Source organism: Pseudomonas sp. LBUM1660, from assembly GCF_059695935.1.
Genome location: NZ_CP166795.1, coordinates 266,378 through 282,053 on the forward strand (window position 1 = coordinate 266,378; position 15,676 = coordinate 282,053).

Annotated in this window: 13 protein-coding genes; 8 read left to right on the forward strand and 5 right to left on the reverse strand. The window is 60.5% G+C overall.

The annotated features are described in order from the left end of the window. The first annotated feature begins 36 nt into the window (after window positions 1-36). Together nudE and cysQ are read left to right on the forward strand one after the other, a co-directional pair. Window positions 37-603, forward strand: coding sequence for an ADP compounds hydrolase NudE (gene nudE, locus ACA068_RS01250; protein ID WP_497306987.1), 567 nt, complete (start codon window positions 37-39; stop codon window positions 601-603). Next, a complete protein-coding gene (gene cysQ / locus ACA068_RS01255; protein ID WP_497306988.1) occupies window positions 600-1,427 on the forward strand; it encodes a 3'(2'),5'-bisphosphate nucleotidase CysQ in 828 nt (275 codons plus the stop codon). The genes nudE and cysQ overlap by 4 nt, the downstream gene beginning before the upstream one ends. A gap of 170 nt (window positions 1,428-1,597) precedes the next feature. Here cysQ and ACA068_RS01260 read toward each other — a convergent pair whose 3' ends face one another. The 4 genes from ACA068_RS01260 to rfbC all read right to left on the reverse strand — a co-directional run bounded on the left by ACA068_RS01260 (window position 1,598) and on the right by rfbC (window position 5,945). Next, window positions 1,598-2,053 carry a YiiD C-terminal domain-containing protein gene (locus tag ACA068_RS01260; protein ID WP_497306990.1) on the reverse strand — a complete coding sequence of 152 codons (456 nt, stop codon included), beginning with the start codon at window positions 2,051-2,053 and terminating at the stop codon, window positions 1,598-1,600. A gap of 40 nt (window positions 2,054-2,093) precedes the next feature. Further along, window positions 2,094-3,488 (reverse strand): sigma-54-dependent transcriptional regulator, encoded by a 1,395-nt coding sequence (locus ACA068_RS01265; RefSeq protein ID WP_497306991.1) that lies wholly within the window; start codon window positions 3,486-3,488, stop codon window positions 2,094-2,096. Next, entirely contained in the window at window positions 3,485-5,293 is a 1,809-nt protein-coding gene (locus ACA068_RS01270; protein WP_497306993.1) for a sensor histidine kinase, read from the reverse strand. Before ACA068_RS01270 ends, ACA068_RS01265 begins: the two co-directional genes overlap by 4 nt. Before the next feature lie 106 nt (window positions 5,294-5,399). Next, window positions 5,400-5,945 carry a dTDP-4-dehydrorhamnose 3,5-epimerase gene (rfbC, locus tag ACA068_RS01275; RefSeq protein WP_497306994.1) on the reverse strand — a complete coding sequence of 182 codons (546 nt, stop codon included), beginning with the start codon at window positions 5,943-5,945 and terminating at the stop codon, window positions 5,400-5,402. A 304-nt stretch (window positions 5,946-6,249) separates the two neighbouring features. Between rfbC and ACA068_RS01280 the strand changes: the two genes are divergently transcribed. From ACA068_RS01280 to ACA068_RS01295, 4 genes are all read left to right on the forward strand, one after another. Beyond that, a complete protein-coding gene (locus ACA068_RS01280; protein WP_497306996.1) occupies window positions 6,250-9,162 on the forward strand; it encodes an aminotransferase in 2,913 nt (970 codons plus the stop codon). A 296-nt stretch (window positions 9,163-9,458) separates the two neighbouring features. Next, window positions 9,459-10,337: an N-carbamoylputrescine amidase gene (gene aguB / locus ACA068_RS01285; RefSeq protein WP_497306998.1), complete on the forward strand. Its 879-nt coding sequence runs from the start codon at window positions 9,459-9,461 to the stop codon at window positions 10,335-10,337. Between the two features lie 4 nt (window positions 10,338-10,341). Further along, window positions 10,342-11,448: an agmatine deiminase gene (aguA, locus tag ACA068_RS01290; protein ID WP_497307000.1), complete on the forward strand. Its 1,107-nt coding sequence runs from the start codon at window positions 10,342-10,344 to the stop codon at window positions 11,446-11,448. Between the two features lie 245 nt (window positions 11,449-11,693). After that, a complete protein-coding gene (locus ACA068_RS01295; RefSeq protein WP_094469623.1) occupies window positions 11,694-11,906 on the forward strand; it encodes a hypothetical protein in 213 nt (70 codons plus the stop codon). 220 nt (window positions 11,907-12,126) lie between these two features. On the opposite strand, the gene ACA068_RS01300 is transcribed toward ACA068_RS01295, so the two are convergent. Beyond that, window positions 12,127-14,220 carry a TonB-dependent receptor gene (locus ACA068_RS01300; protein ID WP_497307001.1) on the reverse strand — a complete coding sequence of 698 codons (2,094 nt, stop codon included), beginning with the start codon at window positions 14,218-14,220 and terminating at the stop codon, window positions 12,127-12,129. Window positions 14,221-14,474: 254 nt separating this feature from the next. Here ACA068_RS01300 and ACA068_RS01305 point away from each other — a divergent pair, with 254 nt between their 5' ends. Together ACA068_RS01305 and ACA068_RS01310 are read left to right on the forward strand one after the other, a co-directional pair. Then, on the forward strand, window positions 14,475-15,146 hold the full coding sequence (locus tag ACA068_RS01305) for a DsbA family protein (protein WP_497307003.1): 672 nt from the start codon (window positions 14,475-14,477) through the stop codon (window positions 15,144-15,146). A 17-nt stretch (window positions 15,147-15,163) separates the two neighbouring features. Further along, complete coding sequence (locus ACA068_RS01310) at window positions 15,164-15,559, forward strand: nuclear transport factor 2 family protein (RefSeq protein ID WP_497307005.1); 396 nt, start codon at window positions 15,164-15,166, stop codon at window positions 15,557-15,559. The last annotated feature ends 117 nt before the right edge of the window (window positions 15,560-15,676 follow it).

Sequence of the window (15,676 nt, forward strand, 5' to 3'; positions counted from 1 at the left end):
CGGGTATAGTAACCCGCTATCGCCCAGGAGCCGCTTATGCGCCAGAAACCCACCGTACTCGCCCGCGAGATCGTCGCCACCAGTCGTTTGTTTTGCGTCGAGGAGCTGAAGCTGCGCTTTTCCAATGGCGTGGAGCGCACCTACGAGCGTTTGGTCGGCAAAGGGGCCGGGTATGGAGCGGTGATGATTGTGGCGATGCTCGATGCGGATCATGCCGTGCTGGTCGAAGAGTATTGCGGCGGCACCGATGCCTATGAGCTGTCGTTGCCCAAGGGATTGATCGAGCCGGGCGAGGACGTGCTGGCGGCGGCCGAGCGCGAGCTCAAGGAAGAGGCCGGGTATGGTGCGCGGCAGCTGGAGCACCTGACCGAGTTGTCGTTGTCCCCCGGTTACATGAGCCAGAAGATCCAGGTGGTGCTGGCCACTGATCTGTACGAAGAACGCCTGGAGGGCGACGAACCCGAGCCGATGGGCGTGGACAAGATCAACCTGCGCGAGCTGTCGGCCCTGGCGCAGAACCCGCGATTCACGGAGGGCCGTGCCTTGGCGGCGCTGTACCTGGCCCGTGATCTGCTGACTCAGCGTGGGGTGTTTGTGCCATGAATTTTCCGCATCCATTGATGGCGCCGGTGGTTGAGCTGGCATTGAAGGCTGGCGAAGCGATTCTGCCGTTCTGGCGCTCGGGCGTGGCGGTTACTGCAAAGTCTGATGATTCACCCGTGACGGCTGCGGACTTGGCCGCCCACCATTTGATTCTGGACGGACTGACGGCGCTGGACCCGAGCATTCCGGTGCTGTCCGAAGAAGACGCCAATATCCCCCAGAGCGTGCGCGCCGGCTGGCAGCGCTGGTGGCTGGTGGACCCGTTGGACGGGACCAAGGAGTTCATCTCCGGCAGCGAAGAGTTCACCGTCAACATTGCGCTGATCGAGCAGGGCCGGGTCGTGTTTGGCGTGGTCTCGATGCCGACCAACGGGCGGTTTTATGTCGGCGGTGCCGGTCTGGGCGCGTGGCGTGGCGACAAAGGTGCCGACGTGCTGCCGATTCAGGTTCGCGAGGTGCCGGCGCCGGGTGAGGCGTTTACCGTGGTCGCCAGCCGCCGGCATTCAAGCCCCGAGCAAGAGCGCTTGCTGGCCGGGTTGAGTGCCAGTCTGGGTGAGCTGCAACTGGCGAATATCGGCAGTTCGTTGAAGTTCTGTTTGCTGGCGGAAGGGGCGGCGGATTGTTATCCGCGCCTGGCGCCGACTTCGCAGTGGGACACGGCGGCGGCTCAAGGCGTGCTGGAAGGGGCGGGCGGTGAGGTGCTGGATTTGAGCGGGAAGCCGTTTTGTTATCCGGCGCGGGAATCGTTGTTGAATGAGTTCTTTTTGGCGCTGCCGGCGAAGGCTGCGTGGCGGGAGAAGTTACTGGAACTGGCCCGATCCTGAGTTCACCCAAACCTGTGGCGAGGGAGCTTGCTCCCGCTGGGCTGCGAAGCGGCCCCAAAACCCAGACACCGCGCAGCATCAGTTAAACCCGGCTGCCTGATTTGAGACGGCTGCGCCCGAGCGCGGACCGGCCGGCGGGAGCAAGCTCCCTCGCCACAGGTTTTGTGTCTTTACCGGTGCAGGACGTACTGCCCGGTAAACCTCACCGCATCGTCATTGCTATCGGCATTGACGATCCGCGAATGCAGTGCCAACCGCGCACGTCCGTATCGCTGATACGTCGCCAAAAACTTCTTCCACACCGCCGCACCTGGCGCCTGGCAGATCGCAATCGCGTCCAGGGTCACCGGCAGCGGATAGGTGATGTGCCCCTCGTGAATCACGATGTGCCCGCCTTCAACCCCTTCTTCATGCAATCGCAAATGCAGCCAGCCCCAGCCTGCCAGCACCGCGCCGCAATACAGGCTGCCGCCGAACATGGTGCTTTTGTGATTGACGTTGGCGTCCAGCGGCAAGTGCAGGCGCAGTTGCTGGTCGTGCCAGTCGAGCACTTTGAGGCCCATGTCCCGGGTCAACGGAATATCGCGATGGAGGACTGATTCCAGGTGACGACTGTCGCGGCTCATGCACGGGTCTCTTTTTTAAAGATGATGATGGGACGGTAGCTCAATCGAGTTCGTCGGTGTGGCTGCTGGCGCCACCGTCGGCGAAGTTCAGGCCGTGCTTGCGCAGTTTGTCGTGCAAGGTCTTGCGCGGAATGCCGAGGGCTTCGGCGAGGCTGCGCACTGAGCTGTGAGGGCGCGTCAGTTCGGCGGCAATCAACGATTTCTCGAAGTTTTCCACTTGCTCGCTCAGGCCACCGCTGACCACTTCGACGTTCATACCGACAGCGCCATCCGATGCGTTATTGTCCAGGGCCAGTTCCAGGCCCAGGGCAAAACGTTCGGCAGCGTTTTGCAGTTCCCTCACGTTGCCCGGCCAGGTGTGTCGCAACAACAGGGCGCGTTGCCCCGGTTGCAGTTCATGGGGCGGCAAGCCATGGCGGGCGCTGGCTTCATCGGCGAAATGCTGGAACAGCATCAGCGCGTCTTCGCCGCGTTCGCGCAACGGCGGTATACGCAGCGGTGCGACGTTCAGGCGGTAATACAAGTCGGCCCGGAAGCGGCCCTGATCGGCGGATTGACGCAGGTCTTCCTTGGTCGCGGCGATGATGCGGATGTCCAGCGGGATCAACTGATTGCCGCCCAAGCGCTCGACCACCCGCTCTTGCAGCATGCGCAGCAATTTCACTTGTACATCCAGGCTCATGCTTTCAATTTCGTCGAGGAACAGCGTGCCGCCGTTGGCGAATTCGAACTTGCCGATGCGACGCTTTTGCGCGCCTGTAAACGCACCTGGCTCGTGACCGAACAGCTCGCTTTCCACCACCGATTCGGCCAGTGCGCCGGCGTTGATCGCCACGAACGGGCCGTTACGTCGACTCGACAGATCGTGCAGTGCCCGGGCCACGACTTCTTTGCCAGCACCGGTTTCGCCGAGGATCAGCACGTCGGCCCTGGTCGCCGCCAGCGCGCCAATTTGCTCGCGCAAGCGCAGCATCGGCGCCGAGTGCCCCACCAATCGGGTGCTCAGTTCATTGCGATCGCTCAGGGCCAGACGCAGGCTGCGGTTATCCAGCACCAGTCGGCGCAGAGCCAAGGCACGGCGCACGCTGTCCAGCAGCGCGTCGCTGGCGAAGGGTTTTTCCAGGAAGTCATAAGCGCCGGCGCGCATCGCTTGCACGGCCAGCGGCACATCGCCGTGGCCGGTGATCAGCAGCACCGGCAGATCCGGGTCCTGGGCATGCAGTTCGGTCAGCAGTTCGAGGCCGTCCATGCCCGGCATGCGGATGTCGCTGACCACCACGCCCGGCCAGTCACGCTCCAGTTGCGCGGCCAGGCCTTTGGCTTCGGCCAGTGGCAGGATTTTAAGGCCCGCCAGGTCCAGCGTCTGGCTCAAGGCCTGACGCAAGTGGGGATCGTCGTCGATCAGCACGACCTGGATGCGGTTGTCGATGGTCATGCACTTCGATCCTCGGACGGTTGCAGGCTCACGCCCGGCGCGCCTGCGCGCAACTTCAGGGTAATCAGGGCGCCGCCTTCCTTGTGGTTGGCGAACGACAGTTCACCGCCGAAGGCGCGCATCAGGGTTTCGCAAATTGCCAGCCCTAACCCAAGCCCCTGAGTGCGGGTCTTGGTGGTGTAGAAGGGCTCGCTGGCGCGGCCAAGGGCCTCCATGCAAAAGCCGGGGCCGTTGTCGCGAATGTACAGAATGACGCCGTCCGCAGTGGATTGGGCACTCAACCAGAGTTTACGCGGCGGGCCTTTTTCGGTCAGCGCGTCGAGGGCGTTGGCCAGCAGGTTGCCGAGCACCTGACGCAGACGGGTTTCCCCTGCCTCGACCCACAGCGTGGCCGCCGGTAAATCGCGGATCAATTCGACTTCCATGCTGCGCCGACGCTTGGCCAGCAACGCCAGGGCGTCATCAAGCGCCGGTTGCAGGGCGACGCTTTCCGGGGCATGGCGATCGCGCCGGGCGAAGGCGCGCAGGTGGGCGATGATCGACGCCATGCGCCCGGTCAGTTCGCTGATCAGTTTGAGGTTGCCGCGGGCATCGTCGGTGCGCTGATGATCGAGCAGCACTTCGGCGTTTTCCGCATAGCTGCGAATGGCGGCGAGCGGTTGATTCAATTCGTGGCTGATGCTCGCGGACATCGTCCCCAGCGCCGACAGCTTGCCCGCTTGCACCAGGTCGTCCTGGGCGTGCACCAGTTCCTGCTGGGCGTGTTCGCGCTCCAGCACTTCCTGTTTCAGTCGACGGTTGAGGCCTTCGAGGTCGCTGGTCCGTTCGGCGACCCGGCCTTCCAGTTCCCGCCGGGCCTTGGCTTCGAAGGCGATGCGGTCGAGGTAATGGCGGCGGCGCTGCATCATCAAGCCGAGCAGCAGCATCACTACCAGTAACGTCGCGCCGCCAATGGCGACGACGGTGCGCACCGGGCGGTCGATCAGGGTGCGTGGGGCGAGGATGCTGACATTCCAGCCGGTTTCGGCGATCTGCTGCGTCTGGGTCAGCCAGGCGTTGGGGTTGAGTTTCAACGGTTTCGGATCGCGGGTCGGGTACGGCTGGATCGCAGTGATCGCTTTGCTTTCTTCTTCGTTCAAGGGCCGGGTCGAGCGGAATCGCCACTCAGGCCGCGACGTGAGGATGACCACGCCGTTATGGTCAGTCAGCAGCAGTTGTTCCGGGGTTTTGCCCCACAGGCTTTCGGTGTGGTCCAGGTCGACCTTGACCACCAGCACGCCGATGATTTTCTCGCCGTTGCGCACGGCGGCGGCGAAGAAATAGCCGCGCTTGGCTGACGTGGTGCCTAAACCGAAAAAGCGCCCGAGCCGCCCGGCCATCGCTTCGCTGAAATACGGACGGAAGGAAAAATTGCGGCCGACGAAACTGTCGTGTTTATCCCAGTTCGACGCGGCGAGGGTCTTGCCCGTGGTGTCCATCAGATACATGACTTCGGCGCCGGTCTGGGCGCTGATGTTTTTCAGCAAGCGATTGGCATTGCCTTGGGTGACGCTGTCGTCCGGCGCCCCGAGCACCGCGCGCAGGGCCGGCAGGTCGCCGAGGATCTGCGGCAACACTTCATAACGGTGCAGCGTGCCCAGCAGGTTGGCGACGTAAAGGTCGAGGGTCTGACGGTTCTGCCCGGCCAGTTCGCTGCGGTAATAACGCTCGGCCAGATGCTCCAGCGGCCACAGCAACGGCGCCAGGCACAGTGCAAGCAGTGCGAGGCTGCGCCAGCGGGGTCTGCGGGGGAGGGTCGGAGTCATGAGCATCTAGCGCCTGTGGGTACCGGCGCATTATGCCTAGGCTTGCCGGCGCAGTCTGCGCACCATGGGGCAGGCACGCCTGTACGGTGAACATTCGGACAGCGTTTCAGGAAAAGACGTCAGCGTCCTTGAAGAACGCAGCGGCTTGATCTTTGCCGGACAGTTGCGGTGCTTCGTCCAGTTGCCAGTCAATGGCCAGGTCCGGGTCATCCCAACGGATGCTGCGCTCCGCCGACGGTGTGTAATAGTCAGTGGTTTTGTAAAGAAACTCGGCAAAATCACTCAACACCACAAATCCGTGTGCGAAACCTTCCGGAATCCATAGTTGGCGATTGTTCTCGGCGGACAGGCGCACGGCGACCCATTTGCCGAATTGCGGCGAGCTGCGACGAATGTCCACGGCCACATCAAGCACTTCACCGACGGTGACGCGCACCAATTTGCCTTGAGTGTTTTCCAGTTGGTAGTGCAGGCCGCGCAGCACACCTTTTTGCGAGCGGGAATGGTTGTCCTGAACAAACTGTGTGGCCAGGCCCGTCGCTTCTTCGAAAGCCTTCGCGTTGAAACTTTCATAGAAAAAGCCACGCTCGTCACCAAATACCTTGGGTTCGATGATTAGAACACCGGGCAGATCGGTGGTGACTACATTCATATCCTTTCTCCAGCAATTGGCGTTGATGGCCGACATTCTTGCGCAAAGTGCCAGCCGGCGCGAGTGGTGTGGTTTATCAGGACAGAATTGGCGACTTGAGCCCGTCAGCCAAGCCTCACCGTTTGACAGTGAAAGGCGACGCATTGTGGTTATGTTCGTTTCTCCATGAAGTCGGGGTCAATTAAAGCAATCCGGGGTTCGTGCAGGAAAGTTCAGCTAAGAGGTTGCAGGTTTGAGAGGGGGGTTGCGTATCGCCTCAAGCAGTGGCGATATAAGCACCTAATAAAATTACAGAGGTCGTTGTATGCCGCTCGCCACGTTGATTCACCGCGCCAGTTTGCCCAGCCCGCAAGTGACTGCGGAGCAAGCGCTAGAGCTGCTGGAGGGACATTACGGGCTGAGTGGAAGGTTGCACGCCCTGGGCAGCCAGCAGGACCTCAACTTTCGGGTCGACAGCGATCAAGGGCGTTTCGTCCTGAAAATTTGCCGTGGCGACTATTCGGCGCTGGAGCTGCAAGCCCAGCATGCCGGGCTCAAGCAGTTGGGTGAACACTCCGGCGTGCATGTGCCGCGAGTGATTCCCTCCATGAGCGGTGCAGACCTGCTCACGCTGGAAGTTGGTGGTCAGGCCGTGCATGTGCGCCTGCTCGATTACATCGAAGGTCAGTCGCTGACGCACCTTGATCATTTGCCCGGTCCGGTGGTGGCCGGTTTCGGTCGACTCTGCGGCGAAATGGACCTGGCGCTGACCGATTTCGAGCATCCGGGCCTTGAGCGCACGCTGCAGTGGGACGCCCGCCACGCCAGCGCGCTGATTGGCCATTTGCTGCCGGTGATCAAGGATGATGCACAACGCCGGTTGATCGCCGAAGCGGCGGAACGGGCCGAACGTCATTTGCAGCCGCTGGTGGACAAGCTGCCGGTGCAGGCGATTCACATGGACATCACCGACGACAACGTGGTCTGGCAGCGGGACTCGCAACGCCAGTGGCAGTTGCAGGGCGTGATCGATTTCGGCGACCTGATCCGTACCTGGCGCATTACCGATCTGTCAGTCACCTGCGCGGCGTTGCTGCATCACGCCGATGGCGATCCGTTCTATATTTTGCCGGCGGTCCAGGCTTATCACGCGGTCAATCCACTCACGCATGAAGAACTGCTGGCGCTGTGGCCGCTGATCGTCGCGCGCGCGGCGGTGCTGGTGCTCAGTGGCGAACAGCAAGTCAGCATTGATCCGGGCAATGACTACAGCCGCGACAACCTGACCCATGAGTGGGAGATCTTCCGCGTGGCCACGTCGCTGCCGCTGGAATTGATGGAAGCAGCGATTCTGACGTCGGTCGGTCAGGCACTGCCGGGCATTGGCAGCGAAGGTTTCGCACCATTGCTGCCGAGCCTGGTGGGGCGTGAATTTGCCTTGATTGATCTGGGGGTGCTGAGCCCGCATTTTGAGGCGGGTAACTGGGAGCAGGAGGGGATTGATCAGCGTTTGCTGACTGAAGCTGCGGCGGCTCACGGATTGGCGGCCAGTCGTTATGGTCAATACCGGCTGTCCCGTACTCGTCCAGATAGCTCAGGCGAACCCGACACCTGCCCGTTGCACGTGGAGTTGCGAGTGCCAAACGGCACGGCGGTCGAGTCGCCGTTTGCCGGCGTGGTGCATCAGCCTGCGGCGGGTGTGCTGCAACTGGACGGCCCGCAACTGAACGTGCGGTTGTGGGGCGTGACGCCGTCGCTGCACTCCGGTGCGGCGTTGGTCAAAGGTCAGGTGTTGGGCGCGGTCAGCGGGCCGTTGATTGTGCAGTTGAGCCGAGGCGCTTCGTTCGATGCGCCGTTGTTTTGCACGCCGTCTCGCGCTGCGGCCTGGCAAGCATTGTGCCCGTCACCGGCAGCGCTGCTGGGACTGGCTTGCGATGCTGAAGCCGAGCTCGATTCGCAGACATTGCTGGCGCGCCGCGACGCCAGTTTCGCGCGCACGCAAAAGCACTATTACGTCGACCCGCCACGCATCGAGCGCGGCTGGCGCAATCACCTGATCGACATGCAGGGCCGTTCCTACCTGGACATGCTCAACAACGTCGCAGTCCTCGGCCACGGGCATCCGCGCATGGCGGCGGTGGCCAGTCGTCAGTGGTCGTTGCTCAATACCAACTCGCGCTTCAACTACGCCGCGGTGGCCGAGTTTTCCGAGCGTTTGCTGAAGTTGTCGCCGGAAGGCATGGACCGGGTGTTTCTGGTCAACAGCGGCAGCGAGGCCAACGACTTGGCCATTCGTCTGGCGTGGGCCTACAGCGGCGGTCGCGACATGCTTAGCGTGCTGGAGGCTTATCACGGCTGGACAGTGGGCGCGGACGCGGTCTCGACCTCGATTGCCGATAACCCGAAAGCCTTGAGCAGCCGCCCGGATTGGGTGCATCCGGTGACCGCGCCGAATACCTATCGCGGCGAATTCCGTGGCCCGGGCAGCGCGCCGGACTACGTGCGCAGCGTTGAACACAACCTGGCAAAAATAGCTGAGCAGAAACGCCAGTTGGCCGGTTTCATCTGCGAGCCGGTGTACGGCAATGCCGGCGGGATCTCGCTGCCGCCGGGCTATCTGAAACAGGTGTATGCGCTGGTTCGCGCGCAGGGCGGCGTGTGTATCGCCGACGAAGTGCAGGTCGGTTATGGGCGCATGGGCAACTTTTTCTGGGGCTTCGAAGAGCAAGGCGTGGTGCCGGACATCATCACCATGGCCAAAGGCATGGGCAACGGCCAACCGTTGGGCGCGGTGATCACCCGCCGGGAAATCGCCGAAGCGCTGGAGGCCGAGGGTTATTTCTTCTCGTCGGCCGGTGGTAGTCCGGTCAGTTGCCAGATCGGCATGGCGGTGCTGGATGTGATGGAGGAAGAAAAGCTCTGGGAAAACGCTCAGGTGGTGGGCGAGTATTTCAAGGATCGGCTTGAGGCACTGATTGATATTCATCCGTTGGTGGGCGCGGTGCATGGTTCCGGCTTCTATCTGGGGGTCGAGCTGATCCGCAACCGCGAGACCCTGGAACCGGCGACCGAAGAAACCACGGCGCTGTGTGATCGGTTGCGGGAGTTGGGGATTTTCATGCAGCCGACGGGGGATTACCTGAACGTCCTCAAGATCAAACCACCGATGGTGACCTCGCGCCGGAGTGTGGATTTCTTTGTCGACATGCTCTCGAAGGTGTTGGATGAAGGGTTGTAAGGCTTGATATCGCCTTCGCGGGCAAGCCTCGCTCCTACAGAAACTGCGCGATTTCAAAATTGGCGCATGACCTGTAGAAGCGAGGCTTGCCCGCGAAGGTTTCTTCAAGAACATCGATTGTTATCGGGTTTAAGTGCTTAAAAATAGACAGATGGAAGACTAATTGCTTTTAAAGTCGATTTTTATCGGCTATAAAGTCGCCATTGCTCACGGCGTGTTTCATCGCGTCCGTGCTTCCCGTTTCTGTCATCGGTCGAGGCCACGCTCGACCCACAGCACTTGCCCGGAGATGATTCATGAGCCGTATCGTTACCGTCGCCGCCACCCAGATGGCCTGTTCCTGGGACCTAGAAGCCAACATCGAAACCGCTGAGAAGCTGGTCCGTGAGGCTGCAGCCAAAGGCGCGCAGATCATCCTGATCCAGGAACTGTTCGAGGCGCCGTACTTCTGCCAGAAGCCGAACCCCGATTATCTGCAACTGGCCACGACGGTTGAAGATAACGTCGCCATCAAGCACTTCCAGAACGTCGCCAAGGAACTGCAAGTGGTGCTGCCGATCAGCTTTTATGAACTGGCTGGCCGCGCTCGTTTTAACAGCATCGCGATCATCGATGCCGACGGCAGCAACCTCGGGATTTATCGTAAAAGCCACATCCCGGACGGCCCGGGTTACCACGAAAAGTATTACTTCAACCCGGGCGATACCGGCTTCAAAGTCTGGAACACCCGTTACGCGAAAATCGGCGTGGGCATCTGCTGGGATCAGTGGTTCCCGGAGTGCGCCCGCAGCATGGCGTTGCTCGGCGCGGAAATCCTGTTCTACCCGACCGCCATCGGCAGCGAGCCGCACGACAAGACCATTTCTTCCCGCGACCACTGGCAACGCGTGCAACAAGGCCATGCCGGCGCCAACCTGATGCCGCTGATCGCCAGCAACCGCATCGGCAATGAAGAACAGGACGGCTACGACATCACGTTCTACGGCTCGTCGTTCATCGCCAACCAGTTCGGCGAAAAGGTCCAGGAACTCGACAAGACCGAAGAAGGCGTGCTGGTTCAGAGCTTCGACCTCGACGAACTGGAGCACATTCGCAGCGCGTGGGGATCATTCCGTGATCGTCGCCCGAACCTATACAATGCGATCAAAACCCTCGACGGTTCCCTGGAGTCCTGATCGCATGACCACTTTAAACAGCACCCCGCGCGCCGATGGCTTCTACATGCCCGCCGAGTGGGCGCCACAAACCCAGACCTGGATGATCTGGCCGGAGCGCCCGGACAACTGGCGCCTGGGTGGCAAACCCGCGCAAGCCGCGCACGTGGCCGTCGCCAAAGCCATCGCCCGTTTCGAGCCGGTGACCGTGGCGGTCTCCGCCGGCCAATACGAAAACGCCCGTGCCCGCCTCGACGTGCCGAATATTCGTGTGGTCGAGATGTCCAGCGACGACGCCTGGGTTCGCGACACTGGCCCGACGTTCGTCATCAATAACAGTGGCGAAGTCCGTGGTGTGAACTGGGACTTCAACTCGTGGGGCGGTTTCGATGGCGGGTTGTACTCGCCGTGGAACCGCGACTCGCAGGTGGGCGGCAAGATCCTCGAGATCGAGCGCAGTCAGCGCTACCGTACCGAGGGCTTCGTACTCGAGGGTGGTTCGATTCACGTCGATGGCGAAGGCACCCTGATCACCACCGAAGAATGCCTGCTCAACCGCAATCGCAACCCGCACCTTAATCGTGCAGGCATCGAAGCGGTGCTCAGCGCTCATCTGGCTGTGGATAAGATCATCTGGTTGCCGGACGGTCTGTTCAACGACGAAACCGACGGTCATGTGGATAACTTCTGCTGCTACGTGCGTCCGGGCGAAGTTTTGCTGGCCTGGACCGATGATCCGCAGGACCCGAACTACCCGCGCTGCCAGGCGGCAATGAAGGTGCTGGAAAGCAGCACCGATGCCAAAGGTCGCCCATTCACGGTGCACAAGATGCCGATCCCGGGGCCGCTGTATGCGACCGAGGAAGAATGCGCCGGCGTGGATCCGGTGGACGGGACTCAGGAACGTAATCCAACCGTTCGTCTGGCCGGTTCCTACGTGAACTTCCTGATTGTCAACGGCGGCATCATCGCACCGAGCTTCGACGACCCTCTGGACGGTCCGGCGAAAGAGATTTTGCAGGGGCTGTTCCCGCAGCACGAAGTGGTGATGGTGCCAGGCCGCGAACTGTTACTGGGGGGCGGCAATATCCACTGCCTTACCCAACAGCAACCGGCGCCGCACAAGGAGTGAGTGAGGTTGTAACAGCGTGAGTTGATGGTTCAGCCAATCGAGCAAACGTCAACCACCGTATCGACAGTAAAAGCCCGCAGCCCTTATGGGCTGCGGGCTTTTTTGTATCCGCTTGTCGACAGCCCGGAAATATTGGCACAGCTCTTGTATCTCTCAAGGCGTAAAACAGGGAGGGGGAGAACTGCGATGTTCTGTCATAAACCTTGGATAAGTTAGCCGCTCAGGAATCAGGAGAGAGCGCTGAAATGAACGCCGAAGTGAACGTAGTGAGCGAGCGGGCGTTGCATCCCCTGGCAGTCAATAGCGAATCGCTCCAGGTGCTGGCGCACTGGTTGAAGTCCAATGGAACGCGTCAGATCAGAGAACCTGATCCGCGCCGGATGATGATCGAGCGTTACCCCGCTGGTTTGTTCAGCGAGGCGGAACTGGAAGCGTTGTGGGATGTGATGGAAGGATAAGAAGAAAAAACAAAGGATTGATAAAGCGCTGCCGGGATGGCGGCGCTTTTTTATGGGCGATGGTTTTTTGAAATACAGATTTTTTGGTCACCACCAACCCCCTGTGGGAGCGGGCTTGCTCGCGAATGCGGTAGATCATCAGCATCTATGTTGACTGAACCACCGTATTCGCGAGCAAGCCCGCTCCCACAGGGGATTGGTGTGGACATCCGGTGGTGTTTTAGAAGCTATAGGTCCCAGTCACCACCAGGCTGCGCGGTTCACCCGGTTGAATCTGCGCGGCGCTGGTGGCGGAGGAGTAATAGGTCTTGTCGCTGATGTTGTTCAGCGCCGCGCGCAAGTCCCAGTCCTTCTGCCGGAAACCGGCCAGTGCATCCCAGCGGCCATAACCCGGCAGCACGACGGTGTTGAGGTTATCCGCATAGCGCTGGCCCACCAAGGTCAACCCGGTTTCCGCATACCAGCCCATTTCTGGTTTCCAGGTCAGGAACAGGCTGGCGTTGTGCTTGGCTACGTTGCTGATGCGTTTGCCTTCAAAGCCGTTGTTGTCCTTCTCGACCGTCGCGTCTTGCACGCCCACACCACCGCGTACATACCAGTTGCCAGCGATTTTTCCGGTGCCGGTCAGCTCGATCCCGCGGGAACGTTGCAGGCCCGAGAGCAAGGTGATGGTCGGGTTGAGCGGATCGCTGGTGCGGCGGTTATAGAGTTCCAGTTCGTAGATTGCAAGGGTGGTGCTCAGGCGATCGCCGAGCCAGTCGCTCTTCACGCCGATCTCCTTCTGCTTGGTCAGCTCCGGGCTCAAGTCGTTGCTGTTTCCGGCAGTGCCCGGCGTGATGCCGATCAAACCACCGCCCACCGGCGAGAACGTCTTGGTCCAGGAGGCATAGAAGGAATGATTCTGCAGCGGCGTCCAGACCAGTCCTACACGCGGGCTGGTGCTGTGGCTGTCACGATCTTCGGAAATGCCCCGCAGCTTGTTGGTCGATTCGATGTCGAAGGTGTCGTAGCGCAGACCGGCCAGCAGTTGCCATTGATCGCTCAGGCGCAATTGATCCTGCACGTACACCGCACGACTTTCGACTTCGGTGTGGTTGTCGCTGGACACCTGCATGCGCCCGGTATGACGCAGATCTCGATTCGGGTTGTACAGGTCCAGCGCAGGCACCGGTGAGCTCCCCGGCCCGGAAGTGGCCGCGTTGTACAAGGTCGGATCACGGCGCTGGCTGCCGATCTCGATGCCGGTCAGCAGGCGATGCTCCAGACCGAAGGTGTTGAAGCCGCCTTCCAGTTCGACGTTGTTGTAGACGTTGCGGGTGGTCAGGTCCTGTTGCCAGTGCTGGCGCGTGACCTTGTTGGTCGCCGGGGTGTAACCGGTCAGGTAGGTGTTGTCGAAATCGCTGTCGAGCTTGAACACACCCAATGTGTGGCGCAGCTGCCAGTTGTCGCTGAGTTCATAGCTGAGTTTGGAACGCAGGGATTGCGACTTGTCGTCGATGAAATCGTGCTCGCTGCCGTAGGTCGTATCGCGTCCTACGTCTGCCGGGCGCCCGTTTACCCCAGGAATGCCGCGATCCGGCGTGCGGTTGTAACGGCTGTATTCGTACTGCACCAACCAGTTCAGGTCCGGCGTCAGTTGCCAGCTCATAGACGGCGCGAACAATTGGCGATTGCCGCTGACACCATCGCGAAAGCTGTTCTGATCCATGTTGCCCATGTTCAGGCGCAGGCTGATGTTTTCGGACGGATCGGTGCTGAGGTCGGCATAAAGGCTGCGCAAATCATCGCTGCCGCCCTGGGCTTCGATGGTCGAGCGGCGGCCGAACTCGGGCAGTTTGCTGACCCGGTTGACGATCCCGCCCTGGCTGCCACGGCCGTATAGAACGGCCGCCGGGCCCTTGAGGACCTCGATGCGCTCGATATTGTGCAAGTCGCGCACGTATTGGCTGTCGTCACGAATGCCATCGAGGTAGAAGTCGTTGCTCGCGTCGAAACCGCGGATGCGCAGGCTGTCGAAACGTGTGTCGGCACCGCTGCTGACGTTGGGGATGCCGCTTAACGCAGTGCCCAGATCATTGGTGCCGTAATCCGAGACGTTTGCGGTTTTAATCGAGTCGATGGCTTGAGGCACGTAGCGTACCGGTGTCGCGGTGCGGGTGGCGGTGCTGGTTTCCTTCACTCGCGGGTCGTCGGCCTCCGCTTCGGCACTGATCGAGGTTTCGGGTAAAACGGTGGTCGCGGCGCAGGTGAAACCGGCAGACAGAAAAGCAGAAAGCCCAAGGGTTACGGGCGTAAGGCGGAAGGGGGCAGGCATCTGAAGCGCATCCGAAGGGGTGAAAGAATTCGAGGGTGCGAATGGTAATGCTTGTTATTTACTTTCGTTAATTATTCCTGAAAAGTTCCGTTGCTTGATTGTTTCGAGTTGTGTCGAGATTGCTACAGAGGCTCCTCGAGGCTATTCGACCGATTCATGAAACAGACTGAACGCCATTCCAGCGTTTTTCCGAAACGGTTCGAGGATTAGTCTGCCGGCATCGAATTTTCCCGATTGGCTGCCGGAGTCTTCCCATGATCCTTCACTACATTTACGACCCTTTATGCGGCTGGTGCTACGGCGCCAAACCGCTGGTGCAAGCGGCTCAAGGCGTGTTGCCGGTGAACGCTCACGGTGGCGGCATGATGAGTGGCGCCAACCGCCAAACCGTTTCGCCACAGCTGCGCAACTACGTGATGCCCCACGACCGCCGCATCGCCGAGTACACCGGCCAACCATTCGGCGAAGCGTATTTCGAAGGCCTGCTGCGCGATGAGACGGCTGTGTTCGATTCCACGCCACCGATTGCGGCGGTGCTGGCCGCCGAGCAGGTTGCCGGTCGCGGGCTCGAGTTGCTGGGGCTTTTGCAGACGGCTCATTACGTGGAAGGTCGGCGCATCGCCGATAAAGCGGTTTTGTTGGCGCTCGGAAAAGACATCGGCCTTGAATCCCAAGCGTTCCAGCAGGCGTTCGAAGCAGCCGAAACCGATCACCATATCAGGGAGACCCGCGCTCTCTTGGCCAAGGTAGGCGGCCAGGGTTTTCCGACCTTCGTCCTTGAACAGAAGGGTCAATTCACCGTGGTAGATATCGGCCCCTGGCTCGGCAAGCCGCAAGCGTTCGCGCAATGGTTAAGCCAATCGCTTCACGCACAAGCTCCATCAACATCCGTGCAAGCCTGTGGCCTCGACGGCTGCGCCCCTTGAATTCATCCGGAGTCACCATGGACAACCTGAGTCTGATCAAAAGCACCTACGAAGGCGCCAACTCCCAGGAAAACGCACGCAACACCGAGGCGGCGCTGGCCGCTGATGCCCGCTGGACCGAAGCTGCAGGCTTCCCTTACGCCGGTACCTACGTCGGTTTCGACGCCATCGTCGAGAACGTGTTCAAACGCCTGGCCACTGAATGGGACGATTTTCAGTTGAAGATCGAGGACTACGTCGCACAGGGCGACAAGGTGTTTGCCTACGGCAATTACAGCGCAATCTACAAAGCCACTGGCCGTGCGATGAACGCTCGCGTTGCGCATTTGTGGACCTTGGCCGAAGGCAAAGTCACCCACTTCGAACAGTTCGTCGATAGCCATACGGTGCAACTGGCAATCGCTGGCAAGTAATCTCTTAGACGATTTTCACCTTTTCATAGACGATTCATGAAATTGACACAGCCTTCTGGGCGCGGCTACGATCGCGCCCAACGCCTGTGGCTAACCGCCATGACTCATAAAAAATAA